The 16689-nt window shown below is 71.6% G+C and carries 13 protein-coding genes, 1 pseudogene and 1 riboswitch; of the genes and pseudogenes, 8 read left to right on the plus strand and 6 right to left on the minus strand.

Annotation, left to right across the window (positions count from 1 at the left end):
* Positions 1 to 59 precede the first annotated feature (59 nt).
* Together OG627_RS02065 and otnK are read right to left on the minus strand one after the other, a co-directional pair.
* Positions 60 to 719: a class II aldolase/adducin family protein gene (locus OG627_RS02065; protein WP_329060781.1), complete on the minus strand. Its 660-nt coding sequence runs from the start codon at positions 717 to 719 to the stop codon at positions 60 to 62.
* Entirely contained in the window at positions 716 to 1996 is a 1281-nt protein-coding gene (otnK, locus tag OG627_RS02070) for a 3-oxo-tetronate kinase (protein WP_329060783.1), read from the minus strand. Before otnK ends, OG627_RS02065 begins: the two co-directional genes overlap by 4 nt.
* A 222-nt stretch (positions 1997 to 2218) precedes the next feature.
* Here otnK and OG627_RS02075 point away from each other — a divergent pair, with 222 nt between their 5' ends.
* From OG627_RS02075 to OG627_RS02090, 4 genes and pseudogenes are all read left to right on the plus strand, one after another.
* Positions 2219 to 3607: a homoserine dehydrogenase gene (locus OG627_RS02075; RefSeq protein ID WP_329060786.1), complete on the plus strand. Its 1389-nt coding sequence runs from the start codon at positions 2219 to 2221 to the stop codon at positions 3605 to 3607.
* 31 nt (positions 3608 to 3638) lie between these two features.
* A complete protein-coding gene (locus tag OG627_RS02080; protein WP_329060788.1) occupies positions 3639 to 5102 on the plus strand; it encodes a GntP family permease in 1464 nt (487 codons plus the stop codon).
* A 122-nt stretch (positions 5103 to 5224) separates the two neighbouring features.
* Positions 5225 to 6037 (plus strand): DeoR/GlpR family DNA-binding transcription regulator, encoded by an 813-nt coding sequence (locus tag OG627_RS02085; RefSeq protein ID WP_329060790.1) that lies wholly within the window; start codon positions 5225 to 5227, stop codon positions 6035 to 6037.
* A 220-nt stretch (positions 6038 to 6257) separates the two neighbouring features.
* Positions 6258 to 7358: pseudogene (locus OG627_RS02090) on the plus strand (pectate lyase family protein); the annotation flags it as partial.
* Positions 7359 to 7396: 38 nt separating this feature from the next.
* On the opposite strand, the gene OG627_RS02095 reads toward OG627_RS02090, so the two are convergent.
* The 4 genes from OG627_RS02095 to OG627_RS02110 form a co-directional block, all read right to left on the minus strand.
* Positions 7397 to 8341, minus strand: a complete 945-nt coding sequence (locus tag OG627_RS02095; protein WP_329060791.1) for a phosphatase PAP2 family protein — start codon at positions 8339 to 8341, stop codon at positions 7397 to 7399.
* An 81-nt stretch (positions 8342 to 8422) separates the two neighbouring features.
* Positions 8423 to 9379, minus strand: coding sequence for a hypothetical protein (locus OG627_RS02100; RefSeq protein ID WP_329060793.1), 957 nt, complete (start codon positions 9377 to 9379; stop codon positions 8423 to 8425).
* Positions 9376 to 9717: a PadR family transcriptional regulator gene (locus OG627_RS02105; protein ID WP_329060795.1), complete on the minus strand. Its 342-nt coding sequence runs from the start codon at positions 9715 to 9717 to the stop codon at positions 9376 to 9378. The genes OG627_RS02100 and OG627_RS02105 overlap by 4 nt, the downstream gene beginning before the upstream one ends.
* 86 nt (positions 9718 to 9803) lie before the next feature.
* The gene (locus OG627_RS02110) at positions 9804 to 10589 is read right to left on the minus strand and encodes an MBL fold metallo-hydrolase (protein WP_329060797.1); all 786 of its coding nucleotides are present in this window, start codon (positions 10587 to 10589) and stop codon (positions 9804 to 9806) included.
* A 276-nt stretch (positions 10590 to 10865) separates the two neighbouring features.
* Positions 10866 to 11087, plus strand: a riboswitch (cobalamin riboswitch).
* Positions 11088 to 11248: 161 nt separating this feature from the next.
* On the opposite strand from OG627_RS02110, the gene metE reads away from it, so the two are divergent.
* The 4 genes from metE (at position 11249) to OG627_RS02130 (ending at position 16591) form a co-directional block, all read left to right on the plus strand.
* Entirely contained in the window at positions 11249 to 13573 is a 2325-nt protein-coding gene (metE, locus tag OG627_RS02115) for a 5-methyltetrahydropteroyltriglutamate--homocysteine S-methyltransferase (RefSeq protein ID WP_329060799.1), read from the plus strand.
* A 159-nt stretch (positions 13574 to 13732) separates the two neighbouring features.
* Positions 13733 to 14602, plus strand: coding sequence for a dihydropteroate synthase (folP, locus tag OG627_RS02120; protein ID WP_329060801.1), 870 nt, complete (start codon positions 13733 to 13735; stop codon positions 14600 to 14602).
* Positions 14603 to 14615: 13 nt separating this feature from the next.
* A complete protein-coding gene (cobF, locus tag OG627_RS02125) occupies positions 14616 to 15428 on the plus strand; it encodes a precorrin-6A synthase (deacetylating) (RefSeq protein WP_329060803.1) in 813 nt (270 codons plus the stop codon).
* Between the two features lie 224 nt (positions 15429 to 15652).
* Entirely contained in the window at positions 15653 to 16591 is a 939-nt protein-coding gene (locus OG627_RS02130; RefSeq protein WP_329060805.1) for a zinc-binding dehydrogenase, read from the plus strand.
* The last annotated feature ends 98 nt before the right edge of the window (positions 16592 to 16689 follow it).

Raw genomic sequence — 16689 nt, forward strand, 5'->3', positions numbered from 1 at the left:
GACCGTACGACGGCCGGATCGCCGTCCTCCCGGGCCGCCACCGTTCCGCGCCCGCCGCCTCAGTCCACCGCGCCCTCCCAGGTGCTGCCGTACCGGTGGGCGAGGGCCGTCGCCTCCTCGGTGGTGAGGAGACGGGGGGCCGTGTCCTTGAGGAGGAGGGTGAGCCGTGCGACCTCCTCCAGTTCGACGGCGGCGTCCACGGCCCGCGCGAGGGTGTCACCGGCGGTGATGGGGCCGTGGTTCTGGAGGAGGGCGGCGTGGAAGGGGAAGCCCAGCTCCTCCAGCCGGCGCGCCTGGTCCAGGTCGCCGGGGGCCGCGTACGGGATCAGCGGGGTCTGGCCCACGCGCATGACGAAGTACGGGGTGAGGGGCGCCAGCGCGCTGCGGCGGGACCAGGCCGGCAGGCAGGAGCAGGCCGCGGCGTGGGCGCTGTGCAGATGGACGACGGCGCGGGTGGCGGGGTCGCGCCGGTAGAAGGCCCGGTGGAGGGGGAACTCCTTGGACGGTGGCGGCCCCGCCGTATGGCCTTCGTGCAGGGGCGCCCGGGCGTCCAGCACGGCCAGCCGCTCGGGGTCCAGCGCTTCGAGTCGGGACCCGGTGGGGGTCATGTATATGCGGTCGCCGACGCGCACACTGAGGTTGCCGGACGCTCCCGGGCTCAGTCCGGCGTCCGACAACGCGCGTCCGGCGGCGACGAGTTCGCTGCGGGGGTCGCTCATCCCAGTTCCTCCCAGGCGCTCGTGAACAGGGACTGCCCGCCGAAGTTCCCCGACTTCAGCGCGAGGTTGTACGAGGCTCCGTCCGGAGCCGAGCCCAGCGCCCACGAGACTCCGGGCGCGAGGGCCGGGCCGAGTTCGAGGCGGCGCACGCCCAGGGCGCGCACCACACTGCCCGAGGTCTCGCCGCCCGCCACGACGAACTGCCGGGCGCCCGCCCCGGCGAAGGCCGTGGCGCAGTCGGCGAGTGCCTCCTCCACCAGCTCGGCGGCGGGGCGCAGCCCCTCGGGCGTGTGCCGCTCGACGTCCGACAGCGAGCCGACGGCGTAGACGAGGACCGGCACGCCGGGCGCCGCGGACCAGTTGGTACGGGCCCAGTCGGTCAGCCGGGCGACCTCGGCCGCCGGGTCGGCGCGCAGGGCGGCCAGATCGAGCCGGCGGCTGGGCAGGGCCGAGCGGGCGGCGTCGGTCTGGGCGCGGGTGGCCGCCGAGGCGCTGCCGGCCAGCACCACGCGGTGTCCGGGGATCACGGGCATGGCTCCGGCGGCCGGGGCGCCGCGCGACGGCAGTCCGAGGGCGAGCCCGGAACCGCCGGTGACGAGCGGGTGGTGTGCGGTGGCCGCGGCGATCCGGGTGAGGTCCTCGGTGTCGATGGCGTCGACCACCACGTAGCGCCGCCCGTCGCCCGCCTCGGCGTCCAGGGCCGCCCGCAGCGCGCGCGGATCGCCGCGGACCACGTCCAGGCCGACGGCGGAGACGGGGTGCGTGGTCTGCGGGGAGAGCAGCCTGACCAGGCTGGAGTCGGTCATCGGGGTCAGCGGGTGGTGGCGCATGGGGCTGTCACCGAGCAGTTGGTCGCCCACGAACAGATGGCCCCGGTAGACGGTGCGCCCGGTGGCCGGGAAGGAGGGCACCACCACCGCGGTCCCGGTGTCCAGCCCGGCCATCAGCGCGTCGGCGACGGGGCCGATGTTCCCGCGCGGTGTGGAGTCGAAGGTCGAGCAGTACTTGTCGTAGATCCGCTCACAGCCCAGCCGGCGCAGGGCCGCGAGCGCGGCCACGCTCTCGCCGACGGCTTCGGCGACCGGCGCCGTACGGGACTTCAGCGCGACCACCACGGCGTCCATGTCCGCCAGCCCGGCCAGCTCCTCCTCGGTGGGCACACCGAGTGTGACACTGGTCCGTACCCCTCTGGCCACCCAGTTCGTCGCGAGATCGGTGGCGCCGGTGAAGTCGTCGGCGATACCGCCCCATCGGAGTGCTGTGTGTGCTCTGCGCACCGTCTGCCACCCGTCCTTGTGTCGTGAACACGTCCCGAGGAGCCCGGTTTCTCGGACTCGCTCCGGACTATCCGGTCATCCCGACTGTCACACGATCGAGATCTGTGAATCAATGTTACATACGTTGACGCTCATGTTAATCCACGTTACGTTCACGCTGCGAAGCGGGAAACCGCATGGCACCACACCGGCCCCTCACGGGCCGCTTTCCCAGGAGGGCTCATGAACGTCGACACGCCGGGCGATCCGCTCACGGCGGGCCCCGTGACCTACGCGCTCACCGGTGCGGGCGGGGGCTTCGCCCGCACTCTGCTCGCGCAGTCGCTGCTGCTCCCCGGCCTGCATCCGGCCGTGCTGTGCGATCTGGACCCCGACGCGGTCCTGGCCCTGTGCGCCGACCTCGGATACGACCCGGCCGCCCTGACCCTCGTGTCCGACGCGGACGGGCTGCGCGAGGCCCGTGCCGCCGGACACACCGCCGTCGTCGCCGACACGGCGCTGCTGGCCGACGCGGCGTACGACATTCTCGTGGAGGCCACCGGCAGCCCCTCGGCCGGATTCCGGGCCGCCAGGGAAGCGATCGAGAACCGCCACCACGTGGCGATGGTCAGCAAGGAGGTCGACTCCGTCGCCGGGGTCGAACTGGACCGGCTCGCCCGTCTGCACGGCGTCGTCTACACCCCCGCCGCCGGGGACCAGCCCGCCAACCTGATCGAGTGGCACGACCGGATCCGCACACTCGGTCTGGAGATCGTCGCCATCGGCAAGTCCGGCGAGTACGACCTGGTCTTCGACCCGGCCACCGGCGAGGTCCGTCAGCTCGACGAGTCCCTGCACGCCCCCGAACTGAGCGCCCTGCTGCGGCTCGGCGACGATGTGCCCGCCACACTCGCGGCCCGCGCCCGCGCCGTCGCCCCGCTCAAGCGCGCGGCGGCGGCCGACTACTGCGAGATGGCCGTGGTGGCGGCCGGGACGGGCTTCGTACCCGACCGCGAGGCCCTGCACTACCCGGTCGCGCGCACCGCCGAACTCGCCGATGTGTACGCCCTGCGCGAGGACGGCGGTGTGCTCGGCAGGGCCGGTGTGATCGATGTCTTCAGTGTGCTCCGGCTGCCGGAGGAGGCCAGCTTCGCGGGCGGTGTCTTCGCCGTCGTACGCACCCACGACCCGGTCACCTGGAGCGTCCTCGCCCAGAAGGGCCATGTCGTCAGCCGGAACGGCCGCTACGCCTGTCTCTACCTGCCGTACCACCTGATGGGCGTGGAGACGCCGCTCACCCTGCTGGCCGCCGTCCGCGACGGCGTTCCGACGGGCGTGGCCGTGCCCGGCCGGCACGCCGTGCTCGCGGGGCGCGCGGCCCGCGACCTGCCCGCCGGGACCGTCCTCGCCATGGGCGGCCACCACCACGAGATCGACGGGGTCGCTCCCGTCCTGCTGCCCGCGGCCGAGGCGCCCTCCGACACCGCCCCCTTCTATCTGGCCGCCCACTCCCGCCTCGTCCGGAACGTCCCGCGCGGCGCGCTGATCACCGTGGCCGACATCGACGGCTACGACCCCGACCTGCTCGCCGCCTGGCGCGCCGACGCGGACCGCGCGCCTCAGACGCGCTGAGCCGCTCCGACCGAGTACAAAGAGGTATTCCATGTCCGACGCCTACACGCTGCTCGCGTTCGGCGGAGCGATCGTCGCGCTGGTGCTGCTGATCGCCAAGTTCAAGGTCCATCCGGTCGCCACCCTCTTCGTCATCGTCACCACGCTCGGGCTGGTCCTCGGGCTCGGCGGCGAGAAGACGCTCGCACTGGTCACCGAGGGGTTCGGCTCGACCATGTCGAGTGTCGGGCTGCTGATCATCTTCGGCTGCGTGCTCGGCAAGATGCTGGAGCTGAGCGGCGCCGCGCTGCGCATCACCGAGGAGGCGCTGCGCTGGTTCTCCGGCAAGAAGGTCCCCTGGGCGATCGCGCTCGCCTCCGCCGTCGTCGGCATCCCGCTGATCGCCGACACCGTGGTGCTGATGCTGATCCCGGTGGTCTCCGCCATCGCGATGCGCAGCGGCATGTCGATGATGCGGCTCGGTCCGATCCTCTACATCGGCGCCTATGTGATGACCTCGCTGGTCCCGCCGGGCCCCGGCCCGCTGGCCGCCTCCGCCCTCCTGGGCGTGGACCTCGGTCAGGCGATGCTCTACGGCGCGCTCGTCGGCATCCCCGGCATCATCGCCGCCACCGTCTATCTGCTGACCATCAAGACGTACGTGGCGCCGAAGGCCGAGTACGTCGACCACCTGCCCGCCCCGGTCCCGGTCGGCGCGGCGGGCGGCGCGGGTGGCGCGGAGGACACCGAGCAGGCCGCCGGTGCCGAGGAGGCTCCCGGCGCCGGCGAGGCAGCCGCTACGGGCGGTACGAAGGAAGCGGCCGGCACAAACGGCCCCGAGGCCCCGAGGCTGCCGAGCCTGCCCCTCTCGCTGATACCGATCTTCACCCCGATCCTGCTCATCATGCTCGACTCCTACGCCGTGGACATGGTCGGCGAGAAGTCCTGGCTCGGCGGGGTGCTGAGCTTCCTCGGCACACCGCTGATGGCGCTCTTCATCGGCTGTCTCACCGCCCTGCCGCTGTTCGGCCGGGACTGGCGGCGCAAGAGCACCCTCAACGACCTCTTCGAGGCCGGGCTGAAGCTCGCCGCCCTCCCGCTCGCCCTCACCGGAGTCGGCGGCGCGCTGGCCCTGATCATCCGTGACACCAAGGTCGCCGACGGGGCCGCCGACATGATCCGGGACATGGGGCTGTCGCCGATCATCGTCCCGTTCCTGGTGGCCGCGGCCATCTGCACGATCACCGGCTCGAACATCCTCGGTGTGATGACCGCTGCCGCGATCATGGAACCGCTGATGGCGGGGCTCGGCATCTCCGCCCTCGCCGTCTACCTGGCGTGCGGCACCGGCGCGCAGATCATGAAGCACGCGAACTCGTCGGGCTTCTGGGTGACCACGACCCTCTCCAACATGACCGTGGGACAGGGAATCAGGTCCATCGGGGTCGCCTCCGCCATCTCCGGGGTGACCGGGTTCGCCATCCTCTACGTCCTGTACGCGATGGGGCTGGTCTGACCGGGCCGACGCGCCGCCCGCCCGGGGTACCGTCACACTCCGGCGCCACCCCGGGCGGGCGTCCCGTGACGCGGGAGGCACGCCGCGGACACATCAGGAAGACACGAGTGAAGGAGACCCGGGTGACCACCGACGACACCCCCCTCATCCCCGACCAGCGCCGGGAGTTGCTGATCGAGCTGCTGCGGGGACACTCGGTGCTCAGCGTCCACCAGCTCACCGAGATGCTGGGCGTCTCCCACATGACCGTACGGCGGGACATCGCCGCGCTGGAGGCACAGGGCCGCGCCGTCTCGGTGACCGGCGGGGTGCGGATCGCCGGCCGGCAGCTGCACCACGAGCCCAGCAGGGTCGACAAGTCGATGATGGACCAGCCCGCCAAGCTGGCCATCACCCGCGAGGCGGGTGAGCTGCTGCGGGACCACACCACCGTCTATCTGGACGCCGGCACCACCTGTCAGGGCCTGGTGCCCCATCTGGTGCGGCTGAAGGGAATGACCGTCGTCACCAACGACTTCACCACCGCCAACGCGCTGATCGGGAACCCTGACATCGAGGTGATCCACACCGGCGGGCGCACCGAGCACGCCAACCGCTCCACCGTGGGCCGGCTGGCGGCGCTGACCCTCCAGCAGCTCGCCCTGGACATGGCCTTCATCTCCACCAGTTCCTGGGACGTCCGGCGCGGGGTGACCACACCGTCGGCGCCCAAGGTGGAGGTGAAGCAGGCGGCGATGAGCAGCGCCTCGCGCTCGGTACTGCTGGCGGGCAGCGCCAAGTACGACACCTTCGGCATGTACCGGGTCGCCGCCCTGACCGCGTTCGACACCGTGATCACCGACGACGCGCTCACCCCGACCGTCCAAGAGGCGCTGCTCGCCGGGGGCGTCGAGCTGAAAGTGGCCCGCACCGAGGGCGAGCGGGAACGGGCCTGAGAGGGAGCGCCAAGGCGCGAGGCGCTCGGGGAGCCGCCGCCTGAACGGTGCCAGGCGGCCCGTTCCGGAGGCGTCCAGAGCCTTGCCGACCCGGCGGGAGGCGCCCTATCCTCCGATTAGAAAGCGCTTTCCACTCTCGATGCCCCATGACGTGTCATGGTCATGACAGTCTCACGTCAGAGGTGTCGCACTCGGTTCGAAACGGTTGAGGAGAGACGATATGAGCAGACGAGTCGCACCACGATTCCGCGCGGCGCTGGTCACGGTGGCCCTCGCGGCCACGTCCGGTGCGGCGGTGTCGGTACCCCCGGCGTCGGCCGCGGTCGGCGGTGTCACCGGCTACGCGACCCAGAACGGGGGGACCACCGGCGGGGCCGGCGGGCAGACCGTACGGGCCACCACAGGGACCGCGATCCATCAGGCCCTGTGCGGCCGGGCCAGCAGCAGCACCCCGATCACCATCGAGGTCGAGGGGACCATCAACCACGGCAACACCAGCAAGGTGTCGGGCGGGAGCTGCAACACGGCCGCCGGTCTGATCGAGCTCAAGGAGATCAGCAACGTCACGATCTTAGGCGTCGGCAGCGGTGCCGTCTTCGATCAACTGGGCATCCACATCAGGGAGTCCAGCAACATCATCATCCAGAACGTGACCGTGCGGAACGTCAAGAAGTCCGGCTCGCCCACCTCCAACGGGGGTGACGCCATCGGCATGGAGCGGAACGTCCGCAACATCTGGGTCGATCACACCACCCTGGAGGCGTCGGGCGGCGAGTCGGAGGGGTTCGACGGCCTCTTCGACATGAAGGACAACACCCAGTACGTGACGCTGTCCTACAGCGTCCTGCGCAACTCCGGCCGCGGCGGGCTCGTCGGCTCCAGTGAGAGCGAGCTGTCGAACAGCTTCATCACGTACCACCACAACCGGTACGAGAACATCGACTCCCGCACGCCCTTGCTGCGGGGCGGCGTCGCCCACATGTACAACAACCACTACGTGAAGCTCAACAAGTCCGGCATCAACTCCCGGGCCGGGGCCCGGGCCAAGGTGGACAACAACTACTTCGAGGACTCCAAGGACGTCCTGGGCACCTTCTACACCGACACGGTCGGTTACTGGCAGGTCGGCGGCAACACGTTCGACAACGTCACCTGGTCCAGCCCCACCAGCGAGAACAAGCCCGCCGGGCCCGACCCACAGTCCAACACCACCGTCAGCATCCCGTACTCCTACAGCCTCGACGGGACGGCCTGCGTACCGAGCATCGTGAACCGGACCGCGGGCGCGGGCAAGGGGCTTCAGGTGTCGGACGGTACCTGCTAGAGCACCAGGCAGCGTTCGTTCTGCGACTGGGATGGTCAGCCCGGTGCGGGGTCCGTGCGGCGTGCGGTGTGCGCGGGCCCCCGCGCCGTGGTGAACCAGAACAGGGCCGCGCACAGGAAGGCCGCCGCCGCGAAGACCAGCGATTGGGGGACGGAGTCGTGCCGCGCACCGGCGACGAGCGCGCCGGCCGCCGACACCGCCAGGGAGACCGCAGGCAGCGCACAAGGGCGCCGCGTGACGACCGATGCGTCGCCCGATGCGTCGCCCGGTGCGTCGCCCGGTCCGTCGCCCGGTGGCAGCAGCCGGGCCGCGAGGCCGTAGCAGGCGCAGGCCAGCAGTGTGGAACCCAGTACGTCGCTCGGGCGATGGTGGTAGGTGGCCAGGACGGCGCCGGCGGTGACGGCGAGCCACAGCATCCCGGCCGCCGTGGCGTAGGGGCGGACGCGGGGAGAAGCGACGAGGACGGCGCCGAGGGCCAGCGCGGCGGGGATGGCCGCGTGTCCGCTGGGGAAGCTCGACTCGATGAGTGACTCCCTCGCACCCACCAGATCGGGGCGGGGCAGGATCATCCTGGCGACTTCCTTGCCGCCCATCGTGCCCACGACGATCCCGATCGCCGCGCACCCTCGCCACCAGCACCTGCGCACCAGAGTGACGGCGACGATGACCGCGACGCCCACGAGCAGGGTGGACATCGCGGTGTGCTCCAGCGGCGGCATGGCCGATGAACCGTAGGCCGCCCCCGACCAGCCGTAGATCCACGCCGGTTTGGCGCCGTACCCGCCGAACAGGGCGTTCTCCGCCCGCTGCCCGAACGGGGTACGGACAGCGATCAGGTAGACCGCCAGGAACCCCAGGAGGCACAGCGGAGCCGAGACGCGTAGCCGTGGCCTCCGCGCGGGACCGGGTTCGGACGTGGTGCCGTGGACCTGGCCGGGGCCCGGGTGCGTGGACAGGTTGGAGGGATCTCGCCGAGTCATCGCGTTCTCTGTCTTCGTGGGGGCAGCGGCTTGGTGGGGGGCGGCGCGGTCACGCGCCGCTCCGTGCGGGGGGGGCTGTTGCTACCGGAGGAGGGCCCGGCTCTGCCGACGCTGGGCGGCGATCGCCAGGACCGGGAGCGGGGCGATCAGGAGGAGAAGGACGACCAGGTCCGGCAGGGAGTTCACGAACCCGTTCGGCCGGATGACGATCGCCTGTGTGCGGATGAACGCGAACACCGCGACGGGGATCAGCCACCGGTAGTCGCCGGTGGCGGCCGTCGCCACCCACGCCGCGATCAGCGCGACGACTTCGACGGCGAACAGGCCGCGCTGGAAGGCCGGACTGATGGAGATGACGTGCAGGCCCCCGGCCACGATCATGGCGAGCACGACGGGGACCAGCCAGCGGTACGAGTGGCGCCGCAGCCGGCCGGGACGGCAGACCGCCAGCACCGCGCACGCGGCGCACAACGTGCCCGACAGCACCAGGTCACGGGCCGTGATCGGGGCGCCCAGACCGTAGTAGCCCAGGCCCGCCTTGCCCTCGTCGCCGAAGAGCGTACCGCTGTTGAACGTGGCACCGGCGTAGATCATCACTGCCGCGACCGGCAGGGCGATCCACGGCCTGCCGCGCAGCAGGGCGATCAGGCAGACCAGCGGAAGCAGCCCGTAGGGCAGGAGCCGGGTCCCCGTGGGGCCTTCCGCCCACGGGTACCACCCGGAGAAGTGGAAGGCGATGGCGTGCCGGCCGGGATCGATGCGCAGTGCCCAGTGCCACACGTCCTGTAGGTACGGCACCAGCGCCAGCGCGGCGAGGACGAGAGCGGTCAGATGGACGCCGTCCAGCCACCACGGCCGGGCCGTGTCGTCGGCGACGGCACGGGCACGGACCTGCACCCCGGACCGCGCCAAGGCGACGAACTCCCGCGGCGGGGGCCAGGAGCGGCCGGGATACGCCTCGGCCAGGCAGGCCAGCAGCTCCTCTCCGTGCCGGGAACGGTAGGGCGCGGGGTAGGCCGCGAGCAGCAGACGGTTCATGCCGGCGCCGCTCCGACATCCCGCGCGCGTCCGATGACGACGGCCGCCGCCTGCCGCATCCGCTGCGCCTCCCGGCCGAGTACCGCGGTGCCGTCCTCGGTGAGCCGGTAGTAGCGCCGCGCCCGCCCGGCCACGATCTCCTCATGGTCGGCGGCCACCAGCCCGGCCCGCTCCATCCGGTCCAGCGCGCCGTAGAGGGTGCCGACAGCGATCCGGAGCCGCCCGTCGGTGGCCTGCTCGGCGGCTTTGATGATGCCGTAACCGTGCAACGGCCCGTCCATGAGCGCGGCGAGGATGAAGTACTGCGGTTCCGTCAAGGACGGGTTCCGTCGTGTCATGCGTCGAGCATATATCGACCGCCGATATATATCCCACGACCCCGGGTGATCACCCCGGCAGCGTCTCCATCGCCCGGGCGGACCGGCTAATTCCCGGCGCTCGCCCTCGCGTACATCTCCGGGTCATGGGCGCAGATGATCGCCAGATCGGGCTCCGCGCGTCGCTGGAGTTCGGCGAGACGGGCGTGGTTGTCACGCACTCTGCCCAGGTCGAAGGCGATGAAGGATTCCATGGCCCGCAGGGCGACGGGGATGCGGGAGCGGCCGTCGACCGTCGCGGAGTGGTAGAAGGCGTCACCGGCGTGCAGCAGCCAGCGGGGGCCGGTGTCGACCGCGACGCACGCGTGTCCACGGGTGTGGCCGGGCAGCGAGACGAGGACGATCCCGGGAGCGATGGAGTCGAGTTCCCTGGCCGCAGCGAATCCTCGCCATTTCTCCCCGTCGGGGCTGTGTTCGACGATCCTCGGGCCGTGCGCCCACTGCGCCGAGCTGTAGCGCATGCGTTCTCGCCGGGACGGCGCGATCATGGACCCGAGCGCCTCGGCGGCGGTGACATGTATGCGCGCGCGGGGGAAGTCGGAGAGCCCTCCTATGTGGTCGGCGTCGAAGTGCGTGACGACGATGTGCCGGACGTCGTCCCGGCTGAAGCCGAGCCGTTCCACCTGACGGGCGGCGGTCTCCTCCACGCGGAGCACCGGCCGGATCACGTGCCGCGAAGCCCCCAGGCGCCGCTTGGGGTCGGCGATGTCCTCCAGGCCGAAGCCGGAGTCGACGAGGACCAGGCCGTTGTCGGTTTCGAGCAGAAGGACGTGGCACACCAGGTGGGCGGTGGGCAGCAGCATGGTGCCGCAGTTGAGGTGGTGAACCTTCACGGACGGGTGTCCTTTCGCCGTACCTCTGGGGGGAGTTGGACCCACAGCCCCGGTCCGGCCTGCCCCGGTCCGGAACGTGAACACGATCGCGTCGGTCACCCTACGGTGACCCCGCCGCGAACCGGAACGCGGAGTCGCCCGGGCGTGAACGCGGCGGGCCCCGGGTCCGAACACGGAGCCCCCCGGAACTCCGGGGCGTCACCATACCGTCACTTCGCGTGACCCGGGTCGCGTCCCGGGATGCGGGCAGGAGTGTGCGCCCGCCTCTTCTCGCTCTAAGGTGGACGTGCAGCTGGTTCGCCCCGTCCGCCAGGCGGGGTGTCGTAAGAGGGAACCCGGTGGGAATCCGGGACTGCCCCGCAGCGGTGAGTGGGAACGACCGCCGTCATACAAGCACTGGATCCGACCGGGTCCGGGAAGCGACGGCCAGTAGGTGTCTCGTGATCCACACGAGACGGGCCCGCGAGTCCGAAGACCTGCCCGTTGCCCGCACGCGACCGATCGCGCGCGGACATCCCGGTGACCTCGTGGGCGGGTCGGCGTACATATCGAGCGGCACGCGCGACGGCACAGCGTCGTGGGCCGCCCGGTCGGTCGTCCCTTCGCGTCCTCGGTCCCGTCCCCGGGATACCAGGACACATCTCGCGAAGGAGAGTTCCGTGACAGCGAAGCCCGCAGCCGCGGCAGCACGAGCCACCGTGTACGGCTACCCCCGCCAGGGTCGGAACCGTGAGCTGAAGAAGGCCATCGAGGGCTACTGGAAGGGCCGGGTCGGCGCCGACGCCCTCCGGGAGACCGCGGCGGACCTCCGCCGTTCGAACTGGCGGCAGCTGGCCGACGCCGGAATCCATGAAGTGCCGTCCGGTGATTTCTCGTACTACGACCATGTCCTGGACACCAGCGTCATGGTCGGCGCTGTCCCCGAGCGGCACCGCGCGGCGGTCGAGGCCGACGCGCTGGACGGCTACTTCGCGATGGCCCGGGGTACCCAGGACATCGCCCCGCTGGAAATGACGAAGTGGTTCGACACGAACTACCACTACCTGGTGCCCGAGCTGGGCCCCGACACCGTCTTCACCGCCGACTCCGCCAAGCAGGTCGCCGAGTTCACGGAAGCCCTCGCGCTCGGCCACACCGCCCGCCCGGTCCTCGTCGGCCCCGTCACCTACCTGCTGCTGGCCAAGCCCGCCCCGGGCGTCGCGGCCGACTTCGAGCCGCTGACCCTGCTGGACCGGCTGCTGCCGGTGTACGCGGAGGTGCTCGCCGATCTGCGGGCGGCCGGCGCCGAGTGGGTCCAGCTCGACGAACCCGCGCTGGTCCAGGACCGTACCCCGGCCGAACTGAACGCGACCGCCCGCGCCTACCGCGACCTGGGCGCGGCCACCGACCGGCCGAAGCTGCTGGTCGCCTCGTACTTCGGGCGGCTCGGCGAGGCGCTGACCGTACTGGCCAAGGCCCCGGTCGAAGGACTGGCCCTCGACTTCACCGAATCGGGCGCCGCCAACCTCGAAGACCTCGCGGCGGCCGGCGGACTGCCCGGCAAGCGGCTGGTCGCGGGCGTCGTCAACGGACGCAACATCTGGATCAACGACTACGAGAAGTCCCTCGCCACTCTCGGCACGCTGCTCGGCCTCGCCGACCGCGTGGACGTCTCCACGTCCTGCTCGCTCCTGCACGTACCGCTGGACGCCTCCGCCGAACGCGACATCGACCCGCGGATCGCCCGGTGGCTCGCCTTCGCCCGGCAGAAGACGCACGAGATCGCCGTCCTGGCGCGCGGTCTCGGCCAGGGCACCGGCACCATCCAGGCCGAACTCGCGGCGAACCGCGCCGACCTGGTCTCCCGGGCCGGGTCCGCGCTGACCCACGATCCCGGGGTACGTGCCCGTACCGCCGCCATCACCGACGCGGACGGCCGGCGGTCGCAGCCGTACGCCGAACGGACCGCCGCCCAGCGCGCGCACCTCGGCCTCCCGCCGCTGCCGACGACGACCATCGGTTCGTTCCCGCAGACCACCGAACTGCGCACGGCACGGGCCGACCTGCGGGCCGGGCGGATCGATGTCGCCGGGTACGAGGAGCGGATCAAGGACGAGATCCGGGAGGTGCTCTCCTTCCAGGAGAAGGCCGGGATCGACGTCCTGGTCCACGGCGAGCCCGAACGCAACGACATGGTGCAGTACTTCGCCGAACAGCTCACCGGCTACCTCGCCACCCGGCACGGCTGGGTCCAGTCCTACGGCACCCGCTACGTCCGGCCCCCGGTGCTGGCCGGGGACATCTCCCGCCCCGAGCCGATGACGGTGCGCTGGACGACCTACGCGCAGTCGCTGACCGAGCGCCCCGTCAAGGGCATGCTGACCGGCCCCGTCACCATGCTCGCCTGGTCCTTCGTCCGCGACGACCAGCCGCTCGGCGACACCGCGCGCCAGGTCGCGCTCGCCCTGCGCGACGAGGTCGACGACCTGGAGGCGGCCGGCACCTCGGTCATCCAGGTCGACGAACCGGCCCTGCGCGAAACACTGCCGCTGCGCGCCGCCGACCACGCCGCCTACCTGGCCTGGGCGACCGAGTCGTTCCGGCTGACCACCGGTGGCGTACGGCCGGACACCCAGATCCACACGCACATGTGCTACGCGGAGTTCGGGGACATCGTCCAGGCCATCGACGACCTCGACGCCGACGTCATCAGCCTGGAGGCGGCCCGCTCCCACATGCAGGTCGCCCGCGAACTGGCCGAGCACGGCTACCCGCGCGAGGCCGGGCCCGGTGTCTACGACATCCACTCCCCGCGCGTCCCGAGCGCCGAGGAGGCCGCGGCCCTCCTGCGCAAGGGACTGGAGGCCATCCCCGCCGAGCGGCTGTGGGTCAATCCGGACTGCGGTCTGAAGACCCGCGGCTGGCCCGAGACGCGGGCCTCCCTGGAGAACCTCGTCACCGCCGCCCGTGAAATCCGGGCCGAGCTGGCGACCGAGAACTCCTGATCCCGGTGGGCACGTCGGCCGGACAGCTCGCCGTGTCCGGCCGACGTGCCCCGAGCGGCATCGGACCAACGGCCCGCCGCGGTCGGATCGGGAGTCGGAGTCGTCAGTCGTCAGTCGTCAGTCGTCAGTCGTCAGTCGGACAAGGGGAATGCGGTGCACATGACCGGTCAGCAGGGACGAGGCTCGGTGGAGGGACTGCCGGTCTGGGACCGCTGCGCGGTCATGGGCGTGGTCAACGTGACTCCGGACTCCTTCTCGGACGGCGGCCGCTGCTTCGACGCGGCGGCCGCGATCGAGCACGGTCTGGACCTCGTGGCCGAGGGAGCCGATCTGGTCGACGTCGGCGGCGAGTCGACACGTCCGGGCGCGACCCGGGTCGACGAGGACGAGGAGCTGCGGCGCGTCCTTCCCGTCGTACGGGGCCTGGCGGCCGAGGGCGTCGTCGTCTCCGTCGACACCATGCGCGCCGCCGTCGCCGCACGGGCGGTCGCGGCGGGCGCGGTCCTCGTCAACGACGTCAGCGGCGGACTCGCCGACCCCGCCATGGTCCCCGTCGTGGCGGCCGCCGGTATCCCCTTCGTGGTCATGCACTGGCGCGGCTTCAGCCATGGGACGAACGGCCGCGCGGTGTACGCGGACGTGGTGGGCGAGGTCGTGGCGGAGCTTCGCTCCCGTATCGACGCCGTGGTGGGCGCGGGGATCGCGCCGGAGAGACTCGTGGTCGACCCCGGTCTCGGTTTCGCCAAACGGGCCGAGCACGACCTGCGCCTGATGAGCAGCATGAGTGAACTGCGTTGCCTGGGACGCCCCGTGCTGATCGCGGCCTCCCGGAAGAGGTTCCTCGGCCACCTTCTGACCGAGGACCGGAACACCCCGCCCCCGGCCCGTGAGCGGGACGCCGCCACCGCAGCCGTCTCGGCGATAGCCGCGTACCGGGGAGCCTGGGCCGTACGCGTCCATGAGGTCCGGGCGACGGCGGACGCGGTACGGGTCGCACGGGCCTGTGAGGGACCGGCAGGACGAACATGAGGAGACCAGCACCATGACCACCCGGCTACGCCACCTGCTGGTCATCGGCATCGGCGCCGGTGACCCCGACCATGTGACGCTGGCCGCCGTGAAGGCCATGCGCAGGGCCGATGTCTTCTTCGTACTCGGCAAGGGCAGGGAGAAGTCCGACCTGACGCGGTTGCGGCGGGACATCCTCGACGAGCACGTGCCCGGTCCGTACCGCGTCGTCGAGGCCGAGGATCCCTGGCGCGACCGTGCGCAGGGCGAACGGGCCGGATACACCGCCGCGGTGCACGACTGGCGCCGCCGGCGCGCCGACGTCTGCGAACGGCTGATCCGCGAGGAGCTGGCTCCGGGACAGTGCGGGGCGTTCCTGGTGTGGGGCGACCCCTCGCTGTACGACAGCACGCTCGGCATCCTCGAAGACATCGGGGCCCGCGGCGGGGTGGCGTTCGACCACGAGGTGATCCCCGGCATCAGCAGTGTCTCCGCGCTGGCCGCGCGGCACCGTATCGGCCTCAACCGGGTCGGCCGGCCCGTCCACATCACCCCGGGACGGCGGCTCGCCGAGAGCCTTCCGAACGACGACGGCGACATCGTCGTCATGCTCGACGCACACGAGACGTTCCGCCACTTCACCGGCGCGGACACCTGGATCTACTGGGGCGCCTACATCGGGACCCCGGACGAGATCCTGATCTCCGGGCCGCTGGACGACGTCGCCGAACGGATCGGGCGGGCGCGCGCCGAAGCGCGCGCCCGGCACGGCTGGATCATGGACACCTATCTGCTGCGGATCCATCCGGACGCGCCGGAGACAGGGGCGGGGGCGGGGGAGGAGTGAAGCGGACCGTACCGGCACGGGCAGGGTGCCGCGCGGTGGTGTCAGCCCCGGGCGAGTGGTTCGGCGCCGCCGGTTGACCGCGTCGAGGGCCGGGTTGACGGCGTGGGCATCACTGGGCGTCCAGTTGCTCCATGGTGCGCGGGCCGATGCGGCAGGGGCCCCCAGCTTCTCGGCCGCCGCCAAGCACGACGCCCGCCGAGCACGGAGAGAAAGACTGAATCGCAATGAAGGCATGGCAGTTCACCGAGGTCGGAAAGCCCCTCAGCCACAACGAGATCCCGGAGCCCGAGGCGGGTCCCGGCGAGATCGTCATCGAGGTGAGGGCTGCGGGCCTGTGTCACAGTGACGTCGGTTTCCTGGACGGCACCCTGACCGCCCTCCTCCCGTTCCGTCCGATCACCCTGGGTCACGAGATCGCGGGCGTCGTCGCGGCCACCGGCCCCGGCGTCACGCGCTTCGCCGTCGGCGACCGGGTCGCGGTACCGGCGGCGATCGAGGGTCCCGGCACCTCGTCGAACGGCGGCTTCCAGCCGAAGGTCGCCGTACGCGAGAACCTCGTTCTCCCCCTGCCGGACGGCATCGCCTGGGACCAGGCCGCCGCGGCGACCGACGCGGGGCTCACCTCGTACCACGCGATGGTCGTCCAGGGCGGGGTGGCCTCGGGCACGAAGGTCGGTGTCATCGGCTTCGGCGGACTCGGCTCGCTGGGCGCGCAGGTGGCGCTCGCGGTCGGTGCCGAGGTCTATGTGGCGGAGAAGAACGAGAAGGTTCACGCCTTCGCCCGCGAACTCGGCGTGGCCGATGTGGCGACGGACATCAGCGCGTTCGCCGACGAGAAGCTCGACGTGGTGGTGGACTTCGCCGGGTTCGGCACCACGACCGCGGCGGCGGTGGAGACCGTACGGCGCGACGGCCGGGTCGTCCAGGTCGGGCTGGGGGTCGGCGAGGGCACCATCAACCTCCAGACGCTCACCCTCAACCAGGTCGTGCTCATCGGCTCGCAGGCGGGTACGGCCGAGGACCGCCGGGCCGTCCTCGGCCTCGTCGCGGCGGGCAGGGTCACCTCCCGGGTCACCCGGATCGGCTTCGACGACATCGCCGACGGCATCGGCAGGCTCGAACGCGGCGAGGTGATCGGCCGGTTGGTCGGCGTCAACGAGTGACGCGGCGCCATAGGCGCGGGTGCCCGCGCCCTCCCGTCCGCTCCCCCACCTGGCCCCCGGCCGCGTGCGGAACGCACCGGCGGCGTATGGACTGGACC

Origin of the sequence: Streptomyces sp. NBC_01429, from assembly GCF_036231945.1 — a bacterium.
Taxonomy (GTDB): domain Bacteria; phylum Actinomycetota; class Actinomycetes; order Streptomycetales; family Streptomycetaceae; genus Streptomyces.

Coding starts and splice junctions, on each gene's coding strand:
- OG627_RS02065 (WP_329060781.1), bottom strand. CDS start 719: ATGAGCGACCCCCGCAGCGAACTCGTCGCCGCCGGACGCGCGTTGTCG.
- OG627_RS02075 (WP_329060786.1), top strand. CDS start 2,219: ATGAACGTCGACACGCCGGGCGATCCGCTCACGGCGGGCCCCGTGACC.
- OG627_RS02080 (WP_329060788.1), top strand. CDS start 3,639: ATGTCCGACGCCTACACGCTGCTCGCGTTCGGCGGAGCGATCGTCGCG.
- OG627_RS02095 (WP_329060791.1), bottom strand. CDS start 8,341: ATGACTCGGCGAGATCCCTCCAACCTGTCCACGCACCCGGGCCCCGGC.
- OG627_RS02100 (WP_329060793.1), bottom strand. CDS start 9,379: ATGAACCGTCTGCTGCTCGCGGCCTACCCCGCGCCCTACCGTTCCCGG.
- OG627_RS02105 (WP_329060795.1), bottom strand. CDS start 9,717: ATGACACGACGGAACCCGTCCTTGACGGAACCGCAGTACTTCATCCTC.
- folP (WP_329060801.1), top strand. CDS start 13,733: ATGACCGGTCAGCAGGGACGAGGCTCGGTGGAGGGACTGCCGGTCTGG.
- cobF (WP_329060803.1), top strand. CDS start 14,616: ATGACCACCCGGCTACGCCACCTGCTGGTCATCGGCATCGGCGCCGGT.
- OG627_RS02130 (WP_329060805.1), top strand. CDS start 15,653: ATGAAGGCATGGCAGTTCACCGAGGTCGGAAAGCCCCTCAGCCACAAC.